We start from the raw sequence: 16504 nt of genomic DNA, 5'->3' as shown, positions 1-16504 counted from the left end.
CGCGGCCCGGCCCGATCCTGGACTGACGGAGCGGGGGAGCGAAGCGGAGGAGCGGAGGAGGGAAGGATCGGGCCCAGAGGGCCGCGAACCCGCCGGAGCGAAGCGGAGGCCAAAAACACAGCCTGTCACCACCAAGCAGGCCCAACATTCAACCCGCCCAGCTCCCGCCCAGACGCCCCCGAACAACTACAACAACGCCGCCGTCATCAACGCCTGAACCCGCCCCAAACTGGCAGGCCGACTGTCATAACGGATACTGCGCCCCACATCGATAACCTGCGCGATAGCCGCGTGCACCCGAAACCGCGCCTCGACCGGATCACCGTCGAGTAGATGTGCCCATTCCAGCACGTTCTGGCGTTGAATCGCCCGCAGCTTCTGCTGTTCCGCCGGAGGCAGGTTGGAGAATTCGGCGAAGTAGACCGGCAGTATCTCCGGCATGGCGAAAGTGAGGCGAGCGAACCGACCGGCCATCCGAATCGCGGCATCGGAGCGACTGGAAGCTTCCGCCAAAGCCTCGGCATTGGCAATGGCCAGCCGCTCGCCGGTCCGATGGAAAGCAGCCGCCAGCAGGTCCGATTTGCTGGGGAAGTAGCGGTAGACGCTGGAGGCGTTGATCCCGACCGCCGCGCCGATCTCCTCGATGCCGGCCTCGTGATAGCCCTGGCGGCCGAAGATGCGGATCGCCTCGACCAGCAGCTGTTCCCGTTTGGAGCTCGGGGGCAGGCCGCGGACCTCGGTGGTCGGGGCGGGTTCGGCGGGTGCGGGGGGCAGTTCGGTGCGGGCGATCGACCAGCCGATATCGGTGAGCAGATCGGTGAGCCGGGCGGCGGCCAGCGCGGTGTGATGTGCGGTGATGCTGCCGATCGCGCCGAGTACGGCCGTGCCGAGCAACTGGATGTCGGCGGGGACGCAGTCCGGGCGGTTCGCCGCGATGGCGGCTTCGAAGACGCGGTGCAGCGTCTCGTAGCGCACCCGGACCCGCGCGCGGTCGGCCGGTTCCAGGTAGCGGCCCTCCCAGCGATACAGGCCACCGCCGCGGCGTACCTCGATGGTGTGCGTCGTGGCCGCGCGGATCAGGGTGGTGAGCCGGGTTTCGGGGTCGGCGGCCGGGTCGTCGGCGGCCTGGACGGCGTCGAGCAGCGTCTGCGCGCCGAGTTCGGCGGCGGCGACCAGCAGCGCGTACTTGTTCGCGAAGTGCCGGTACAGCGCCGGACCGGATATGCCCACTTCGGCCGCGATCTCGTCGACACCGACCGGGTGGTAGCCACGCTCGCTGAAGGCCCGAGCGGCGACACCGACGATTTGTGCCTTCCGGTTCTTCGGCCGCCGGCGCGCCGGTGAACTGCCCGGTCGCGGGGTAGCGAGCGCGGACTCACTGCGATCCGCGACCATGCACCTCTCCTCCAGTTCGTCGGGGCCGCTGCCGGGACCGTTGACAGCCCCGGGCGGTACCCTTTAAGTTAACCACAATTCGCTAATGTCCACGATTTCGCGCCGATGCGGGCGCGACGACGCCGCCCGGGGGCAGCCATGAGTACTGTCGACAATCGGACCACTCCGGTCGGGTTCTCCGCTATCCGGGACGACCGGGTGCTGCGGGTCACGCTGACCAATCCGTCGCGGAAGAACGCCATCAACTACGACACCATGGTCGCGCTCGGCGAGCTGTTCGCCGCCGTTGGCGAGGATCGCGCCGTGCGGGCGATCGTACTCACCGGCGACGGCGGCGATTTCTGCACCGGTGCCGATCTGGCCGGCGCGGCCGCCGACACCGCGCGTGGCATCACCCCCGAACTCACCATGGATGCCGCGAACCGCATGGTCCGGGCCGTCGTCGACGCACCCGTACCGGTGGTCACCCGGATTCGCGGCGCGGCCGCGGGGATCGGCGCCGCGCTGGCGCTGGCCGGCGATCTCAGCTACGCCGCCACGGATTCCTATCTGCTGCTGGCCTTCATCAACGTGGGCCTCATGCCCGACGGCGGCGCGGCCGCGATGGTGGCGGCCGCGGCGGGCCGCGCGCGGGCCGCGGAGCTGGCGTTGCTGGGACAGCGGCTACCCGCCGCCGAGGCCGCCGCCGCGGGCCTGATCACTCGTGCGGTCCCGGACGAGGAACTCGACGCGACGGTGGAAGCCGCGGTCACCAAACTCGCCAACGGCCCGCGCCGCGCCCTGGAACTCACCAAGCGCGCCCTCAACGAGGCGACGCTGTCCGCCCTGGACGCCGCGCTGGCCGCGGAGAAGGACGGTCAGTCGGAGCTGTTGCGCTCGCCCGATTTCGCCGAGGGTGCGACCGCGATGCTGACCAAGCGCAAGCCGGTCTTCGGCGACTAGGCGGGCGACCGCCGCGGGTGGCCGTCGAATTCCCTCGGGCCCCGCGGTAGGCCGGTGCGACCCGACGTGGTGAATTCTGCGCAACCCTGCCGCGAACTCGCTCCGAGGCCGGGGGATAGTCTTGCGCCATGGCTTACCTGGTCACCGGGGCCTCCGGTTGCCTCGGAAGGTATTTCGTCACCGAATTGCTCAGGCGTAGCGGTGATGTACATGTGCTGGTGCGACCGGGCGCCGATTCCGCGCACCGGTTCGATCGGTGTGCGCGCGCCTGGGACGCCGGTGGGCGGGTGCGGGCGGTGTCGGGCGATCCGGCCGCGCCGGGACTCGGTATCGACCCGGAATGGCTTGCCGCACAGCGTGGTTCGATAGACCACCTCTTCCACCTGGACACCGGCCGCGATGCCGTGCAGCCCGGCGGCACCGGCCGCGTGGTCGAGGTGGCCAATCGGCTCTCCGCCGGTGCGCTGCACCATGTTTCGAGTGTCGCGGTGGCCGGCGCGGTGACCGGACTGTTCACCGAGGACATGTTCGATGTGGGCCAGGTGCTGCCGACGCCGTACCAGCGCGCGATGTTCGAGGCCGAGCGCACGGTGCGCGACCGGTGCGAGGTGCCGTGGCGCAGTTATCGGCCCTCGATCGTGATCGGCCACTCCCGCACCGGCGAGATCGACCGGATCTCCGGCCCCTACCACTTCTTCCGGTTGCTGCGGAAGGCCGCACAACTGCCGCGCCTGCTGCCGCTGCTGGTGCCGAAGCTCGGCGAGACCAATATGGTGCCGGTCGATTTCGTCGCGCGGGCCCTGGACCATCTCGCGCACCGGCACGCGCCGTCGGGCACCACCTACCATCTGGTCGACCCGCGCCGGCAGGGCGCGGCCGAGGTGCTGAACCTGTTCGCCGACGAGGCGGGCGCGCCGCGGCTGATCGAGATGATGCCGAAGCGATCGCTGGAGTCGATGCTGCGGACCCCCGGCCTCGGCTGGGCGCTGGGCCACCTCGGGGTACCGCCGGAGGTGTTGCAGCACAGCGAGTTCGACTGCTGGTTCGATTTCCGCAACACCGCCGCCGCGCTGGCCGGGACCGATATCCGGGTGCCTCCGTTAGCGGCCTACGCCCCGATCGTCTGGAAGTACTGGATCGAGAACCGGTTGTGAACCGGGCCCGGCGGCCGGATGCGCGGCGTAGTAGCCCGCCCAGCGCCGGCGATTGGTCCAGCCCACCAGGTCGTAGCGCCAGCGGAACGGCCAGGTGCGCGCCACCGTCAGGAACAGCGCCGCACCCAGCGCCGCGTAGTCGTCGTGGGCGGACAGCAGCGCGCGCTGCTGGCGCGGCGTGGCGGTGAAGAAGGCCTCGAACATGGCGATCGCCTGTTCGGCGGTGAGCCGGCCCATCCCGTGCAGGCCGCGGGTGCGCATCCAGTACACCAGCCGGGCCTGCCACGGCCACAGCGCCGCCACCGGATCGCGGCCCGCGCGCAGGGCGCCGACGGCCGTGTCCACCAGCGCGAGCGACGCGGCCACGCTGTAGCCGGTGCACGGATGCATCAGGCCGCCGCGCGAACCGAACGGGACCGCGGCGGCGGATCGCGCGCCGGACACCGCGGTCGGCGGCGGCTGGTCCAGCGGATAGTGCGCGGTCTCGGCGGATTCGTCGCCGCGCAGCCGAATACCGTGTGCCGCAAGGCGATTCAGTGTGCGGCGGCGCAACTCGCGTTGCGGCACACCGCCGCCGAGGCCGAGGCTGGTCTCCTCGAAGACCACCGTTCCGTCGCCGACCGGCACCGCGTAGAGGAACGACGGCGGTTCGTCCGGCCCGGCGCCGTTGTCCGGCCGCCAGTCCACCAGCAGGCCGGATCCGCCGTCGACCATCGGCGTGGCGCGTTCGGCGTCGACGAAGATGCCGTGCGCGGCGGCGGTGGGCCGCGGCCCCGGCGCCGGCAGGCCCCGGGCGTCGACGACCGCGGCGGCCGCGATCGTCGATCCGTCGGCCAGTTCCACCCGGTGACCGTCCACGGTTGCGGCCCGCCCGGCCAGCACGGTCGCGCCGTCGAGCGGAAGCGCCTCGCGCAGGCCCGGTTTGGAGAGCACCCCGTAGGGCCGGTCGATCCGCAGCGGACGGGTGGTCCACACCGTCGGCGCGGCGACGCGCGACGCGATGATCCGATCGGGCAGCCAGCCCGGCAATTCGTCCACCCAGCAGCCGTAGGTCGGGCCCCAGATCCGGTCCGGGCGCGGATCCACCGCCACGACCGAGAGCCCGGCCGTCACGGCCCGGTGTGCCAGGGCGCGCCCGGTGGGCCCGAGCCCCACCACACACAGGTCCGCGTCCCGGACATGCTGAGCAGTCATGTGTTTCATTCAATCAGCCTCGATCGGGCATTCCGGGAATTCGGTCACCGCCACGATGTGCGCGGCCTGATCGCTCGAGATTAACCAATGATCTCCCGTTTGCCTTGCGCGTGTCCGGGAAACCGCAGGAGGTGAGACATCTACTGTGGCCAAACGTGTCTCCCAGGCGACTGTCGATCGGGTTTGCGGTGGCGTGCGCGTTGATTGCTGCCCTGGCGGTGATGCCCCGGGGTGCGGCGGAGCCGGTCCTCGGGCCGGCGCCGGACCCCACGGACGGTCCGGCCGGTGCCAACGACTGGTCCTGCCGGCCGTCGGCGGCCGAGCCGGATCCGGTCGTCCTCGTCCACGGCGCGGGCACCGACGCGACCCAGAGTTTCGCGCAGCTGGCCCCCTTGTTGCAGCGCGCGGGCTATTGCGCGTACACGGCGAATTTCGGCCGCCCCCGGCTGGTCTCGGGCCCGGCCGCCGGGCCGGATCGCCTGGACTGGCCCGGTACGGGCCCGATGGCCGCGGCGCTGAGCGGACGCGTCGTCTACGGCGTCGCCGATATCGCCGCGACCTCCGCGGAACTCGCCGAATTCGTCGGCCGGGTGCGCGCGGCGACCGGTGCGAAGCAGGTCGCGCTGGTCGGGCATTCGACCGGCGGCACGGTGATCCGGCAGTTCCTGCACGGTCATCCCGGTGCGGCGTCCACGGTCGTCACCCTCGCCACCCCGTATCGCGGTTCCACCTATTCCGGGTTGCCCGCGCACTATCCCGACCTCGCCGCGCTGGGTCTGGACGGTCCGCAGATCGCCGCGCAGGTGTACGGCACCGCCGGCGCCGAGCAGGCCGTCGGCTCGCCGGTGCTGGCCCGGCTCGACGCCGAGGGCGAGACCACCCCCGGGGTGCGCTGGACCGCGATCGCCAGCCGCGCCGACGAGGTGATCACGCCACCGGAGTCCGCTCTGCTCGCCGCGCCGAAGGCGACCGATCGCAACCTCTGGGTGCAGGACACCTGCCCGGGTGATCCGGTCGCGCACGCCGCCCTGCTCACCGATCCGCACGCGCTCGATCTCGTGGTGTCCGCGCTCGCCGACGCGCCGCCCGACCACTGCTGACCGACCGCCGTCCGAGTGCGGGCCGCATCACTTCGGCGTGATCCAGATGGTGATGTCGGCGTGGACGACCTCCGCGCCGGACCGATCGTGGACCTCGACCGGCACGATCAGTTCCCGGCCCTCGGTCAGCGTCGCGAAATCGGGCACCTCCGGCAGCGCCGCGGTGGCGCGCAGCCCGGATTCCGCCTTCGCCAGATATTCCACGCTCATCCCCTTGGGGATCCAGCGGTGCGTGGTCGGGATCGTGGCCTCGCTGAGCATGCCCATCGCCACCTCGGCCAGATTGCAGGCGGCGATGGCGTGGAAGGTGCCGAGGTGGTTGTGGATGCCGAACCATTTGGGCGCGACCACCTCGCAGTAGCCCGGTTCCAGCCGGATCACCGTGGGCAGCACGGTCCCGAAGTACGGCACCCGGGCGATCATGCCCAGGGAGAACAGGGCGTGCCCGAGCCGGTTGTCGGGCAGTTTCTTCCAGCCGCGATAGGTCGCGGTCTCCTTCGTCATACCGCTATCTTACTTTCGGGTAAGTTTGGTGGCGATACCCATTTCCGAACGGATCGGCGCTGGTGGCGGCCGTGACGCCGGACACGGGGACCCCAATTTGGAGTCCACGCCGGGGCTCGGGCATACTGTTCGGGTTGCCTGCGTCGGGTGGGGTATGTCTTCGGGCATATCCGATCCCTGATCGCGGGCGAGTAGTACCCACTCGTGTACACCGTCGAGTCCGGCGGGTACCTCCGGGACGGCGTTCCGAGGCCTACAGGAGTTTCCTCCGAGGCCGAAGAATGAGCGAGAAGGCGACACGCCCGACCGCGTGGACCGGAAGAACCATGACAGATGAACAGCGGCGAAGCGGATCGGGCATGTCCCGGTCGAGGTCTGAACGGATGCGTCTGCTGTTTTTCTTCGGGTTCGGGCATGCACAGAGGGTGGTCTGGAGGAACTTTCGGACCACCGTCACACCGGAGCAACAAGCGGAGAAAAGGACACTCAGCGTGGCGGGACAAAAGATCCGCATCAGGCTCAAGGCCTACGACCATGAGGCGATCGATGCGTCGGCGCGCAAGATCGTCGAGACCGTGACCCGTACGGGCGCGCGTGTCGTCGGCCCGGTGCCGTTGCCGACCGAGAAGAACGTGTACTGCGTCATCCGCTCGCCGCACAAGTACAAGGACTCGCGCGAGCACTTCGAGATGCGCACGCACAAGCGGCTGATCGACATCCTCGACCCGACGCCGAAGACGGTCGACGCGCTCATGCGCATCGACCTGCCGGCCAGCGTCGACGTCAACATTCAGTGACAGTGACGGGGACAGCACACATGACTGACAACAAGAGTCGTCCGGCCGCCGGCATCCTGGGCACCAAGCTCGGCATGACCCAGGTCTTCGACGAGAAGAACCGCGTCGTTCCCGTGACCGTCGTCAAGGCCGGTCCGAACGTCGTCACCCAGATCCGCACCGTGGAGCGCGACGGCTACTCCGCCGTTCAGCTGGCCTACGGCGCGATCGACCCGCGAAAGGTGAACAAGCCCGTCTCCGGGCAGTTCGCCAAGGCCGGCGTCACCCCCCGCCGCCACGTGGCCGAGATCCGGGTCGCCGACACCTCGCAGTTCGAGGTCGGCCAGGAACTCAACGCCGAGGTCTTCGAGGCCGGCACCTACGTCGACGTCACCGGCACCAGCAAGGGCAAGGGCTTCGCCGGCACCATGAAGCGCCACGGCTTCAAGGGCCAGGGCGCCTCGCACGGCGCGCAGGCCGTGCACCGCCGCCCGGGCTCGATCGGTGGCTGCTCCACCCCGGGCCGCGTGTTCAAGGGCATGCGGATGTCCGGCCGGATGGGTAACGACCGGGTCACCACGCAGAACCTCTCGGTCCACAAGGTGGACACCGAGAACGGCCTGCTGCTGATCAAGGGCGCCATCCCGGGCCGCAACGGCGGCCTCGTGATCGTCAAGAGCGCAGTGAAGGGTGGTGCCCACGCGTGAGCACTGAGGCAGCAAACACAGCGACCAAGGCAGCAACGCTGACCCTGCCGGTCAAAGAGGCGGGTGGCAAGACCAACGGCACCGTCGACCTCCCCGCGGAGATCTTCGACGTGACCGCCAACATCGCGCTGATGCACCAGGTCGTCATCGCCCAGCAGGCCGCGGCCCGCCAGGGCACGCACGCCACCAAGACCCGGGGCCGCGTCTCCGGTGGTGGCAAGAAGCCGTACCGGCAGAAGGGCACCGGCCGCGCCCGTCAGGGCTCGACCCGCGCGCCGCAGTTCACCGGTGGTGGCGTCGTGCACGGCCCGCAGCCGCGCGACTACACCCAGCGCCTGCCCAAGAAGATGAAGGCCGCCGCCCTGCGTGGCGCGCTGTCGGACCGCGCCCGCAACGAGCGCATCCACATCGTGACCGAACTAGTCGCCGGGCAGACCCCGTCCACGAAGTCCGCCAAGGGCTTCCTGGCCGAACTGTCGGAGCGGAAGAAGTTCCTGGTCGTCGTCGGCCGTGAGGACCTCACCGCGTGGAAGAGCGTGGCGAACCTGCAGCATGTGCGCGCCATCGCACCGGACCAGCTGAACACCTACGACGTGCTCTACAGCGACGAGGTCGTCTTCAGCGTCGAGGCCCTGAACACCTTCGTGCACGGCCCCGCCGAAGCTGCACAGGAGGAGAGCAAGTGACCACCATCGCCGATCCGCGCGACATCCTGCTGGCGCCGGTCATCTCCGAGAAGTCCTACGGGCTGATCGAAGAGGGCACGTACACCTTCGTGGTGCACCCGGACGCGAACAAGACGCAGATCAAGATCGCCGTCGAGAAGGTGTTCGGCGTCAAGGTGACCAGCGTCAACACCGCCAACCGTCAGGGCAAGCGCAAGCGGACCCGCTTCGGTTACGGCAAGCGCAAGAACACCAAGCGCGCGCTCGTGACCCTCTCGGCCGACAGCAAGCCCATCGAGATCTTCGGAGGCCCGGTCGCGTAAGCGGCAGGGGCTCCAGAAAGCAGAGAAGAACTCATGGCAATCCGTAAGTACAAGCCGACGACCCCGGGTCGCCGCGGTGCCTCGGTCTCGGACTTCGCCGAGATCACCCGCGCGACCCCCGAGAAGTCGCTGCTGCGCCCGCTGACCAAGTCCGGCGGTCGTAACGCGCACGGTCGCATCACCACCCGGCACAAGGGTGGCGGTCACAAGCGCGCCTACCGTCTGATCGACTTCCGTCGGCTGGACAAGGACGGCATCCCGGCCAAGGTCGCGCACATCGAGTACGACCCCAACCGCACCGCGAACATCGCGCTGCTGCACTTCGCCGACGGCGAGAAGCGCTACATCATCGCGCCGAAGGGCATCACGCAGGGCACCCGCATCGAGTCGGGTCCGGGCGCGGACATCAAGCCGGGCAACAACCTGCCGCTGCGCTCGATCCCGACCGGTACCACCATCCATGCCGTGGAGCTGCGGCCCGGTGGCGGCGCCAAGATGGCTCGCGCGGCCGGTATGAGCATCCAGCTGCTGGGTAAGGAAGGCGCCTACGCCGTCCTGCGTATGCCCTCCGGCGAGATCCGCCGCGTCGACGTGCGCTGCCGCGCCACCGTCGGCGAGGTCGGCAACGCCGAGCAGTCGAACATCAACTGGGGCAAGGCCGGCCGTATGCGGTGGAAGGGCGTCCGCCCGACCGTCCGTGGTGTGGTCATGAACCCGGTCGATCACCCGCACGGTGGTGGTGAGGGTAAGACCTCCGGCGGCCGCCATCCCGTATCCCCGTGGGGCCAGCCGGAAGGCCGGACCCGTAAGCCCAATCGCCCGAGCGACAAGCTCATCGTCCGCCGCCGCGGCAAGAAGCGTTGAGGAGGAGGTTAGACATGCCACGCAGCCTGAAGAAGGGCCCGTTCGTCGACGAACACCTCCTCAAGAAGGTGGACGTCCAGAACGAGAAGGGCACGAAGCAGGTCATCAAGACCTGGTCGCGTCGCTCGACCATCATTCCCGATTTCATCGGCCACACGTTCTCGGTGCACGACGGCCGCAAGCACGTGCCGGTGTTCGTGTCGGAGAACATGGTCGGGCACAAGCTCGGTGAATTCGCGCCGACCCGGACGTTCAAGAGCCACGTCAAGGAAGATCGGAAGAGCAAGCGGCGATGAGCGAAGCGAAAAGCGAAGCGGCTCAGCTGACTGAGCCCCAGAATCCGACCGCCCGCGCGACCGCGAAGCACGTTCGCGTCACCCCGATGAAGGCTCGCCGGGTCGTCGACATGGTCCGCGGCCGCCGGGTCGAGGACGCGCTGAACATCCTGCGGTTCGCGCCGCAGGCCGCCAGCGAGCCGGTCGCCAAGGTCGTCGCCTCGGCGGCGGCCAACGCGGAGAACAACCTCGGCCTGAACCCGGCGACGCTGGTCATCTCGACCGCGTACGTCGACGAGGGCGCGACCTTGAAGCGGTTCCAGCCGCGTGCCCAGGGCCGGGCTTTCCGGATCCGCAAGCGGACCAGCCACATCACCATCGAGGTCGAGAGCGTCGCCAGCGCCGCCCCGGCTCGCAATCGCCGGAAGGGAGGGGCGAAGTAAATGGGACAGAAGATCAATCCCCACGGCTTCCGCCTCGGCATCACCACCGACTGGAAGTCGCGCTGGTACGCCGACAAGCAGTACGCGGACTACGTGAAGGAAGACGTCGCGATCCGCAAGCTGCTGGCCACCGGCATGGAGCGGGCCGGCATCTCGAAGGTCGAGATCGAGCGCACCCGGGATCGTGTGCGGGTGGACATCCACACCGCGCGTCCGGGCATCGTGATCGGCCGTCGTGGCGCCGAGGCCGACCGCATCCGCGCCGAGTTGGAGAAGCTCACCGGCAAGCAGGTGCAGCTGAACATCCTCGAGGTCAAGAACCCCGAGTCGGATGCGCAGCTCGTCGCCCAGGGTGTCGCGGAGCAGCTGTCCAACCGCGTGGCGTTCCGGCGCGCGATGCGTAAGGCCATCCAGTCGGCCATGCGCTCGCCGCAGGTCAAGGGCATCCGGGTGCAGTGCTCGGGCCGCCTCGGCGGCGCCGAAATGTCGCGCTCGGAGTTCTACCGCGAGGGTCGGGTGCCGCTGCACACGCTGCGCGCCGACATCGACTACGGCCTGTACGAGGCCCGCACCACCTTCGGCCGCATCGGCGTGAAGGTGTGGATCTACAAGGGCGACATCGTCGGCGGCAAGCGTGAGGTCACTGCGGCCGCGGCTCCGTCGGGCAACGATCGTCGCGAGCGCCGGGAGCGGCCGAGCCGTCCGCGGCGGTCCGGTTCGTCCGGCACCACCGCGACCAGCACCGAGGCCGGTCGGGCCGCCACCGCGGTGGCCGAGGCGCCGGCAGAGAAACAGGAGGGCTGACCAATGCTGATGCCCCGCAGGGTCAAGCACCGCAAGCAGCATCACCCCGGTCGTTCCGGTATGGCCAAGGGCGGCACCTCGGTGGCGTTCGGCGAGTTCGGCATCCAGGCGCTGGAGCCGGGCTACATCACCAACCGGCAGATCGAGTCGGCGCGTATCGCGATGACCCGCCACATCAAGCGTGGCGGCAAGATCTGGATCAACATCTACCCGGATCGCCCGCTGACCAAGAAGCCCGCCGAGACCCGCATGGGTTCCGGTAAGGGTTCGCCGGAGTGGTGGATCGCGAACGTCAAGCCGGGCCGCGTGATGTTCGAGATGTCCTACCCGAACGAGGAGACCGCCCGCGAGGCCCTGCGCCGCGCGATGCACAAGCTCCCAGTGAAGTGCAGGATCGTGACCAGGGAGGAGCAGTTCTGATGGCTACCGGAACTCCGGCCGCAGACCTGCGCGAGCTCACCGAGGACGAGCTCGTCGCCCGCCTGCGTGAATCGAAGGAAGAGCTGTTCAACCTGCGCTTCCAGATGGCGACCGGCCAGTTGCAGAACAACCGTCGCCTGCGCGTCGTTCGTCACGAGATCGCGCGCATCTACACGGTCATGCGCGAGCGTGAGCTCGGCCTGGCCTCTGGTCCTGCGGACAAGGGAGATGCGGCATGAGTGACGCGAAGGGCTCGGCCAAGACGCCGGCCAAGGAGACCGAACGTGGCAGCCGCAAGGTGCGGGTCGGCTACGTGGTCTCGGACAAGATGAACAAGACGATCGTCGTCGAGCTCGAGGATCGCCATCGGCATCCGCTGTACGGCAAGATCATTCGCACCACCTCCAAGGTGAAGGCGCACGACGAGAACGAGATCGCCGGCATCGGCGACCGCGTGCAGGTCATGGAGACCCGCCCGCTGTCGGCCACCAAGCGCTGGCGGCTGATGGAGGTTCTGGAGCGGGCCAAGTAGGCCGCCGGACCCCCGTATGTCGAATACGAAGGCCCGCTTCCCTTTCCGGGAGGCGGGCCTTCGCCGTCACCCGGGTTGTGAGGTATGCGATTGCGGCGCCGCGCAATTGGCGCAGTGGTCGCTTGATCGGCTAACTTTGACGGGCTATGAGGAATGCTGCGACGACTTCCGGGGCCTGGCGGACGATCGACGGAGAGGCGGTGTCGTTCCGCGACGCCGCGGTGGCGTGGGCGCTGGCCGCGCACGAGGCGCTCGTCGAAACCGCCACCGGTTACGGACATTTCGTGACGATCGAGGAACTGGCCGAACGGGTGCAGGAGATGTCGGGGGTGCGGACCACCGCCCCGACCCGGACCTGGATGGACGCGATCCTGCGCAAGGTGGCCCGGCGCTGCCACGGCGCGGGCGAGCCGCCGCTGACCGCGCTGTGCGTGCGCGCGAACCACACGGTCACCGACAGCTACAAGTACGTGCTCGAACTGGCGGCGCTGCCGATTCCGGACGATCTGGAAGTGCATGCCGCGTATGCGCGCTGGCAGTGCTACGCCACGCACGGCACCGACATCCCGGCCGGAATTCCGCCGCTGACCCCGAAGGTCGCCGCCCGGCGCGCGGGCAGAACCGCGAAGGCGCGGGTGGAGGTTCCGGTGGTCGCACAATCGCGAATGCAGTTGTGCGAGGAGTGTTTCATCCAGCTGCCCGCCAGCGGGGTGTGCGGGTTCTGCCATCCGCAGCGATAACCGGAAACCGGATAATTCGGTCCAGCACTAGCGGTACTCGGACAGGTGGAATACGCTTCGGCGCGGAGAAATACCGCCTGATGGAGGATTGGTGACCACCCCGAGTACGCAGCGCGGCGCCGGGGGAACCGGCGGCCGGCGAACGGTGCCCCTGACGCAGTTGATTCATTTGATGTCCTCGTACGAGAACCTGGGCGAACATCGGCAGACCTATCTGCGCGCCCCGGCCAGCGGGGATCCGGTCGTGCGCGGCTGTGGGCTGGTGGCCGGCGGGCTGGTGGCGGTGAGCGTGCTGTGTATCGTCGCCGGGGCGCCGGCGGCCGCGGTGGTGGTGATCCTGTGCGCGTTGATTCCGGCCGGATTCGCCGCGCTGCGCGGCCGCCGCAACCGGCGCAGCCGGGGCGCCCGGCTGGACCTGTTCGACCGCGGCCTCACCGTGTACCACTCCGGTGAGGAGATCGCCGGATTTCATTGGACGACGGTCGAAGTGCGGCAGCAATCGATTCCGCTGCACCAATCCGCCGCGGCGGCAACCGATTACGCATTCGTGCTGACCGGCCCCGGCGGGCATCGGGCGGAGTTCGACGAGGCCGAGTTCGCCAATGCCCGGGAATGGGGTCCGCTGATCCAATCCTCGGTCACCGCGGCCCAATTGCCGGGCATCGTCGCCGCCATCGACGGCGAGCAGACCGTCCATTTCGGCGATCTCGCGGTATCCCTCCTGGAACTGGTGCACGACGGCGCCCGGTATCCCTGGGAACGGATCCAGACCATCGATCCGCGCGGCGGAATCGTGCGGATCAAGGTGGACGGGAACTGGATTTCCCTCGGCCGGGTCGGCGCCATTCCGAATTTCTACATCTTCAACGAGGTGATCGAGCGGCTGCGGGTGGCGGCGGTCGAATTCCCGGATCCGTACGGGCCGCGGGCGGCGGCGGGGGAGGTCGCGCCGGAGACTTCCGCGGGGCCGGATGTGGCTGTCGGCCGAAATGATCCTGAGACGGCCGCTGAGCCCGGTTCCGAAGCGGGCGACCAGTCTGCCCCGCCCGGCGATGCCGAAGGCGGCAGCGAGGCTTCTGGCGGCCCTGTCGTGGGGGTTGTCGGAGAGTCCGGCACCGAGATCACGGACGAGCCGAGCCCGGAGCCGGTCGTCGCGCCGGGAGCCGAGGACCGAATCATCGAGCGGCAGCACGAGATCGTGGTTACCGCGGGCGGTCGGGCCCAGGGCTGATCGAGTCGGTGGCGCGCGGATCGCGAGATTCCGCTGTCGGGTTGGCGTATACGGCAGCGAGTTCGGTTATCGGCCCGGCGTGTACGGCCGTCAGTTCTATGCCGACACCAGGAGTTCTGTGCCGCCATCAGGCCGGCGGCCGATCGAGTGGATCGAATCGGCCGCCGCCGGGTTTACGGTCCGGCGATGTGGGCATTGCGACGGCATACCGTCCGGCAGCGGTGAATTCGAGGCAGCGTATGGAATTCGACTCGGCGTGGCCGACACTCGTGCCCGTACGGCGACATCGCCGTACCCGCTCGGTCCGGCCTGCGACCGGAGTTGGTGGAACGCGCGGTTTCGTCGAGCGAGCGACTACCCGGTGATGGCGTAGTGCGGTCCGAGTTTGCGAGCCGATTCCAGCACCCGGACGACCGCCGCACGCGACAGCCCGGTTTCGGTGCTGATACTGGTCGGCGAGGCGGATTGATCCGCGAGCGTGAGGATTTCGGCCAGCTGCTCGACCGGCAGGGTCGACATGCCGCGATCGGAGATCGCACGGGCGGCCGTCCACCACTGCACGTCCTCGCCCTCGGGGATCGAATCCTCGAAGTCGTCGGCCGTATCGTCCACGGCGGCGAGCACCCGGGTGTCCGCGTCCGCGGCGGTGCCGGAACCGCGAACCGGACCGGCGGGGCGGGGTTTGCGTCGGGCGGCAGCCGGTGCGGGCAGCGCGTTCTCGGTGATCGCGGCCCGGTCCGGCTCGAAATCGAGTTCGGCGAACAGATCCGGTTCCGGCGGGAAGATCCGGTCGGCCCGCACGGTCGTGGTCGCCACCGGTACCGCGGTGGGCTGCTCCTCCAACTCGGTGATGCCCTCGATCAGCATCGCGTAGCGCGCGGAGACCCAGGCGTGTAGCCAGATCACCACACCGACCATGATCGGCGCGACGGCCGCTTCGGCGGCATGGGCGATCCGCCCGGCGGCGATGTGCGGCCCGGCGTTCAACGCGATGGTCACGCCGAGCAGGCCCGCCTCGAGCAGCACCACGCGCCCGCGATTGACGTCCCGGCCCCAGCGCGCGGCCGTGGTGGTGACCATCATGATCGTGATGATCGGGATCGAGATCATGGCCTCGAACCCGTAACTGAGCCAGTACAGCGGGTCGGTCATATCCCCGCTCGGCACCAGGTTGTGCTGGACGTTCACCCCTGCCCAGACCATGCCGATGACGACCACGCCGATCAGCGCGCGCGACGACCATTCGGCGCGCCGGAACAGTTGCGCGAGACGGGCATCCGGACTGGAGACCCGGCGCCGCGCAGCCAGTGCGCGGCGATGCCAGCGATCATCCGCCTCGTCGGCGCGCCGGATCGAGTCCGCCACCCGCCGGTCCCGCCGCTCCGCAGAAATCTCCGCCTTCAACGAGTCCCGGCGCTGCCGGCGCCGCTTCTCTCGCGTCCACTCGGCCAGCTCGCGTTCCGCGGCGAACTCGTCGTCCGACAACACATCGAAGAGTGCGGCGTTCTGCTGCAACGGCAACTTCCCGCGTGCTGTCTTGACCTGCTGAGCCAGAGCAGCGATCTCTTCTTTGCCGGTCGGTTGGTCTTCGCGCATCGCTGGCCTTCCTGAGGCATCCGGCACCGGACCTCCCGGCCGTCGGATACCAGTGAGCTGTGGAGCATCGTGCGGGTGTTTGTCGAGCTACCCGGGGTCCTATGCTGCCCTCGAGCGGGCAGCATCGCAATCGTTGACGGACCAATGACCCTGTTGCGCCTGTTCACTCCTGTTTCCAGAGGTGCGATCGTCAGCCCAGAATCGGCGGCAGCCCCCCGGCGGTCCGCCCCGCGGCGGATTCGATGAACACCACCGGATCCGGCACCGCGGCCAACACCTCGACGGTCCGCCGCAACCCACCCGCCGGCACCGGCGGCCCACCGACCGCCGCGATCAGGTCCAGCAGATGCACAGTCGCCTCGACGATCGAAACCTCGACGAGCGCACCGAAACTGACGCTCCCCACCTGCGGATACCCCAACCCCGCCGCCGAATCGGCCTCCCGCAGTACAGCAATCGCCTCGGGCCCGCCGACAGTGAAGTACCGCAACAACCGTGCCACCCCCACCCCACCGGCTTCCCGTGCCGCCGAAGCGATCTCACCCGCCCGCTCCCGAACCACCCCGTCCGCCGCATGAACAACCCGCAACAACTCGGCCCCACCGGTGACCGCGGGCCCCACCACCCGCGCCCCCCGAAAGAAGTCCAGCACCTTCGGATCCGGCGCGACATGCGCGAACAGATCCAACACCGTCCACCCGTCCAGCCGCGTCGCCCGCCCCCACTCCTCCCCGCTCAGCCCGGCACCCCGCTCGGCCCACGACCCCCAGACCCGCTCCAGCACATCGACATCCATCGCTACCCCCACGCCTTCGGATCCCGGCCACCGGACCGGCACC

General features: G+C 69.1%; 21 protein-coding genes. 16 read left to right on the top strand and 5 right to left on the bottom strand.

The window, feature by feature from the left end:
• Positions 1 to 186: 186 nt before the first annotated feature.
• A complete protein-coding gene (locus tag G361_RS0131930; RefSeq protein WP_019931208.1) occupies positions 187 to 1395 on the bottom strand; it encodes a TetR/AcrR family transcriptional regulator in 1209 nt (402 codons plus the stop codon).
• A gap of 138 nt (positions 1396 to 1533) precedes the next feature.
• Here G361_RS0131930 and G361_RS0131925 point away from each other — a divergent pair, with 138 nt between their 5' ends.
• Both G361_RS0131925 and G361_RS0131920 read left to right on the top strand, forming a co-directional pair.
• On the top strand, positions 1534 to 2337 hold the full coding sequence (locus G361_RS0131925) for an enoyl-CoA hydratase-related protein (RefSeq protein WP_019931207.1): 804 nt from the start codon (positions 1534 to 1536) through the stop codon (positions 2335 to 2337).
• A 128-nt stretch (positions 2338 to 2465) separates the two neighbouring features.
• On the top strand, positions 2466 to 3491 hold the full coding sequence (locus G361_RS0131920; RefSeq protein WP_026343749.1) for an SDR family oxidoreductase: 1026 nt from the start codon (positions 2466 to 2468) through the stop codon (positions 3489 to 3491).
• Here the strand turns inward: G361_RS0131920 and G361_RS45650 are convergent.
• The gene (locus G361_RS45650) at positions 3438 to 4694 is read right to left on the bottom strand and encodes a lycopene cyclase family protein (RefSeq protein WP_019931205.1); all 1257 of its coding nucleotides are present in this window, start codon (positions 4692 to 4694) and stop codon (positions 3438 to 3440) included. The two genes, G361_RS0131920 and G361_RS45650, sit on opposite strands and share 54 nt — an antisense overlap.
• Before the next feature lie 146 nt (positions 4695 to 4840).
• Here G361_RS45650 and G361_RS0131910 point away from each other — a divergent pair, with 146 nt between their 5' ends.
• The gene (locus G361_RS0131910) at positions 4841 to 5785 is read left to right on the top strand and encodes a triacylglycerol lipase (protein ID WP_036496144.1); all 945 of its coding nucleotides are present in this window, start codon (positions 4841 to 4843) and stop codon (positions 5783 to 5785) included.
• A gap of 27 nt (positions 5786 to 5812) precedes the next feature.
• Here the strand turns inward: G361_RS0131910 and G361_RS0131905 are convergent, their stop codons facing one another.
• Positions 5813 to 6289 (bottom strand): hotdog fold domain-containing protein, encoded by a 477-nt coding sequence (locus G361_RS0131905; protein WP_019931203.1) that lies wholly within the window; start codon positions 6287 to 6289, stop codon positions 5813 to 5815.
• 491 nt (positions 6290 to 6780) lie between these two features.
• On the opposite strand from G361_RS0131905, the gene rpsJ reads away from it, so the two are divergent.
• The 13 genes from rpsJ (at position 6781) to G361_RS45645 (ending at position 14069) form a co-directional block, all read left to right on the top strand.
• The gene (gene rpsJ / locus G361_RS0131900; protein WP_003938093.1) at positions 6781 to 7086 is read left to right on the top strand and encodes a 30S ribosomal protein S10; all 306 of its coding nucleotides are present in this window, start codon (positions 6781 to 6783) and stop codon (positions 7084 to 7086) included.
• 20 nt (positions 7087 to 7106) lie between these two features.
• Positions 7107 to 7772 (top strand): 50S ribosomal protein L3, encoded by a 666-nt coding sequence (rplC, locus tag G361_RS0131895; RefSeq protein ID WP_019931202.1) that lies wholly within the window; start codon positions 7107 to 7109, stop codon positions 7770 to 7772.
• Positions 7769 to 8458, top strand: a complete 690-nt coding sequence (gene rplD, locus G361_RS0131890) for a 50S ribosomal protein L4 (protein ID WP_019931201.1) — start codon at positions 7769 to 7771, stop codon at positions 8456 to 8458. Before rplC ends, rplD begins: the two co-directional genes overlap by 4 nt.
• Positions 8455 to 8760, top strand: coding sequence for a 50S ribosomal protein L23 (gene rplW, locus G361_RS0131885; protein ID WP_019931200.1), 306 nt, complete (start codon positions 8455 to 8457; stop codon positions 8758 to 8760). The genes rplD and rplW overlap by 4 nt, the downstream gene beginning before the upstream one ends.
• Positions 8761 to 8793: 33 nt before the next feature.
• Positions 8794 to 9624 carry a 50S ribosomal protein L2 gene (gene rplB, locus G361_RS0131880; protein ID WP_019931199.1) on the top strand — a complete coding sequence of 277 codons (831 nt, stop codon included), beginning with the start codon at positions 8794 to 8796 and terminating at the stop codon, positions 9622 to 9624.
• A 14-nt stretch (positions 9625 to 9638) separates the two neighbouring features.
• Positions 9639 to 9920 (top strand): 30S ribosomal protein S19, encoded by a 282-nt coding sequence (rpsS, locus tag G361_RS0131875; RefSeq protein WP_019931198.1) that lies wholly within the window; start codon positions 9639 to 9641, stop codon positions 9918 to 9920.
• The gene (gene rplV / locus G361_RS0131870) at positions 9917 to 10342 is read left to right on the top strand and encodes a 50S ribosomal protein L22 (RefSeq protein WP_019931197.1); all 426 of its coding nucleotides are present in this window, start codon (positions 9917 to 9919) and stop codon (positions 10340 to 10342) included. Before rpsS ends, rplV begins: the two co-directional genes overlap by 4 nt.
• Positions 10343 to 11146: a 30S ribosomal protein S3 gene (gene rpsC, locus G361_RS0131865; protein WP_019931196.1), complete on the top strand. Its 804-nt coding sequence runs from the start codon at positions 10343 to 10345 to the stop codon at positions 11144 to 11146.
• A 3-nt stretch (positions 11147 to 11149) separates the two neighbouring features.
• Positions 11150 to 11566, top strand: a complete 417-nt coding sequence (rplP, locus tag G361_RS0131860) for a 50S ribosomal protein L16 (protein WP_019931195.1) — start codon at positions 11150 to 11152, stop codon at positions 11564 to 11566.
• Positions 11566 to 11805: a 50S ribosomal protein L29 gene (rpmC, locus tag G361_RS0131855; protein ID WP_019931194.1), complete on the top strand. Its 240-nt coding sequence runs from the start codon at positions 11566 to 11568 to the stop codon at positions 11803 to 11805. Before rplP ends, rpmC begins: the two co-directional genes overlap by 1 nt.
• The gene (gene rpsQ / locus G361_RS0131850) at positions 11802 to 12098 is read left to right on the top strand and encodes a 30S ribosomal protein S17 (protein WP_019931193.1); all 297 of its coding nucleotides are present in this window, start codon (positions 11802 to 11804) and stop codon (positions 12096 to 12098) included. The genes rpmC and rpsQ overlap by 4 nt, the downstream gene beginning before the upstream one ends.
• Positions 12099 to 12298: 200 nt before the next feature.
• The gene (locus G361_RS0131845) at positions 12299 to 12838 is read left to right on the top strand and encodes a hypothetical protein (protein WP_019931192.1); all 540 of its coding nucleotides are present in this window, start codon (positions 12299 to 12301) and stop codon (positions 12836 to 12838) included.
• A gap of 91 nt (positions 12839 to 12929) precedes the next feature.
• Positions 12930 to 14069 (top strand): DUF6585 family protein, encoded by a 1140-nt coding sequence (locus G361_RS45645; RefSeq protein WP_019931191.1) that lies wholly within the window; start codon positions 12930 to 12932, stop codon positions 14067 to 14069.
• Positions 14070 to 14423: 354 nt separating this feature from the next.
• On the opposite strand, the gene G361_RS47480 is transcribed toward G361_RS45645, so the two are convergent.
• Complete coding sequence (locus G361_RS47480; RefSeq protein WP_019931190.1) at positions 14424 to 15665, bottom strand: hypothetical protein; 1242 nt, start codon at positions 15663 to 15665, stop codon at positions 14424 to 14426.
• Positions 15666 to 15855: 190 nt separating this feature from the next.
• The gene (locus G361_RS0131830; protein ID WP_019931189.1) at positions 15856 to 16461 is read right to left on the bottom strand and encodes a maleylpyruvate isomerase N-terminal domain-containing protein; all 606 of its coding nucleotides are present in this window, start codon (positions 16459 to 16461) and stop codon (positions 15856 to 15858) included.
• Positions 16462 to 16504 lie beyond the last annotated feature (43 nt).

Origin of the sequence: Nocardia sp. BMG111209 (genome assembly GCF_000381925.1) — a bacterium.
GTDB lineage: Bacteria > Actinomycetota > Actinomycetes > Mycobacteriales > Mycobacteriaceae > Nocardia.
The sequence above is the reverse complement of the archived record's forward strand: the minus strand, read 5'-3'. Positions and strand labels throughout refer to the sequence as shown.

Excerpts from the sequence above, each read along its gene's own strand:
- G361_RS0131930 (WP_019931208.1), bottom strand. The coding sequence starts at position 1,395 with ATGGTCGCGGATCGCAGTGAGTCCGCGCTCGCTACCCCGCGACCGGGC.
- G361_RS0131925 (WP_019931207.1), top strand. The coding sequence starts at position 1,534 with ATGAGTACTGTCGACAATCGGACCACTCCGGTCGGGTTCTCCGCTATC.
- G361_RS0131920 (WP_026343749.1), top strand. The coding sequence starts at position 2,466 with ATGGCTTACCTGGTCACCGGGGCCTCCGGTTGCCTCGGAAGGTATTTC.
- G361_RS45650 (WP_019931205.1), bottom strand. The coding sequence starts at position 4,694 with ATGAAACACATGACTGCTCAGCATGTCCGGGACGCGGACCTGTGTGTG.
- G361_RS0131905 (WP_019931203.1), bottom strand. The coding sequence starts at position 6,289 with ATGACGAAGGAGACCGCGACCTATCGCGGCTGGAAGAAACTGCCCGAC.
- rplC (WP_019931202.1), top strand. The coding sequence starts at position 7,107 with ATGACTGACAACAAGAGTCGTCCGGCCGCCGGCATCCTGGGCACCAAG.
- rplB (WP_019931199.1), top strand. The coding sequence starts at position 8,794 with ATGGCAATCCGTAAGTACAAGCCGACGACCCCGGGTCGCCGCGGTGCC.
- rpsS (WP_019931198.1), top strand. The coding sequence starts at position 9,639 with ATGCCACGCAGCCTGAAGAAGGGCCCGTTCGTCGACGAACACCTCCTC.
- rplV (WP_019931197.1), top strand. The coding sequence starts at position 9,917 with ATGAGCGAAGCGAAAAGCGAAGCGGCTCAGCTGACTGAGCCCCAGAAT.
- rpsC (WP_019931196.1), top strand. The coding sequence starts at position 10,343 with ATGGGACAGAAGATCAATCCCCACGGCTTCCGCCTCGGCATCACCACC.
- rplP (WP_019931195.1), top strand. The coding sequence starts at position 11,150 with ATGCTGATGCCCCGCAGGGTCAAGCACCGCAAGCAGCATCACCCCGGT.
- rpmC (WP_019931194.1), top strand. The coding sequence starts at position 11,566 with ATGGCTACCGGAACTCCGGCCGCAGACCTGCGCGAGCTCACCGAGGAC.
- rpsQ (WP_019931193.1), top strand. The coding sequence starts at position 11,802 with ATGAGTGACGCGAAGGGCTCGGCCAAGACGCCGGCCAAGGAGACCGAA.
- G361_RS47480 (WP_019931190.1), bottom strand. The coding sequence starts at position 15,665 with ATGCGCGAAGACCAACCGACCGGCAAAGAAGAGATCGCTGCTCTGGCT.
- G361_RS0131830 (WP_019931189.1), bottom strand. The coding sequence starts at position 16,461 with ATGGATGTCGATGTGCTGGAGCGGGTCTGGGGGTCGTGGGCCGAGCGG.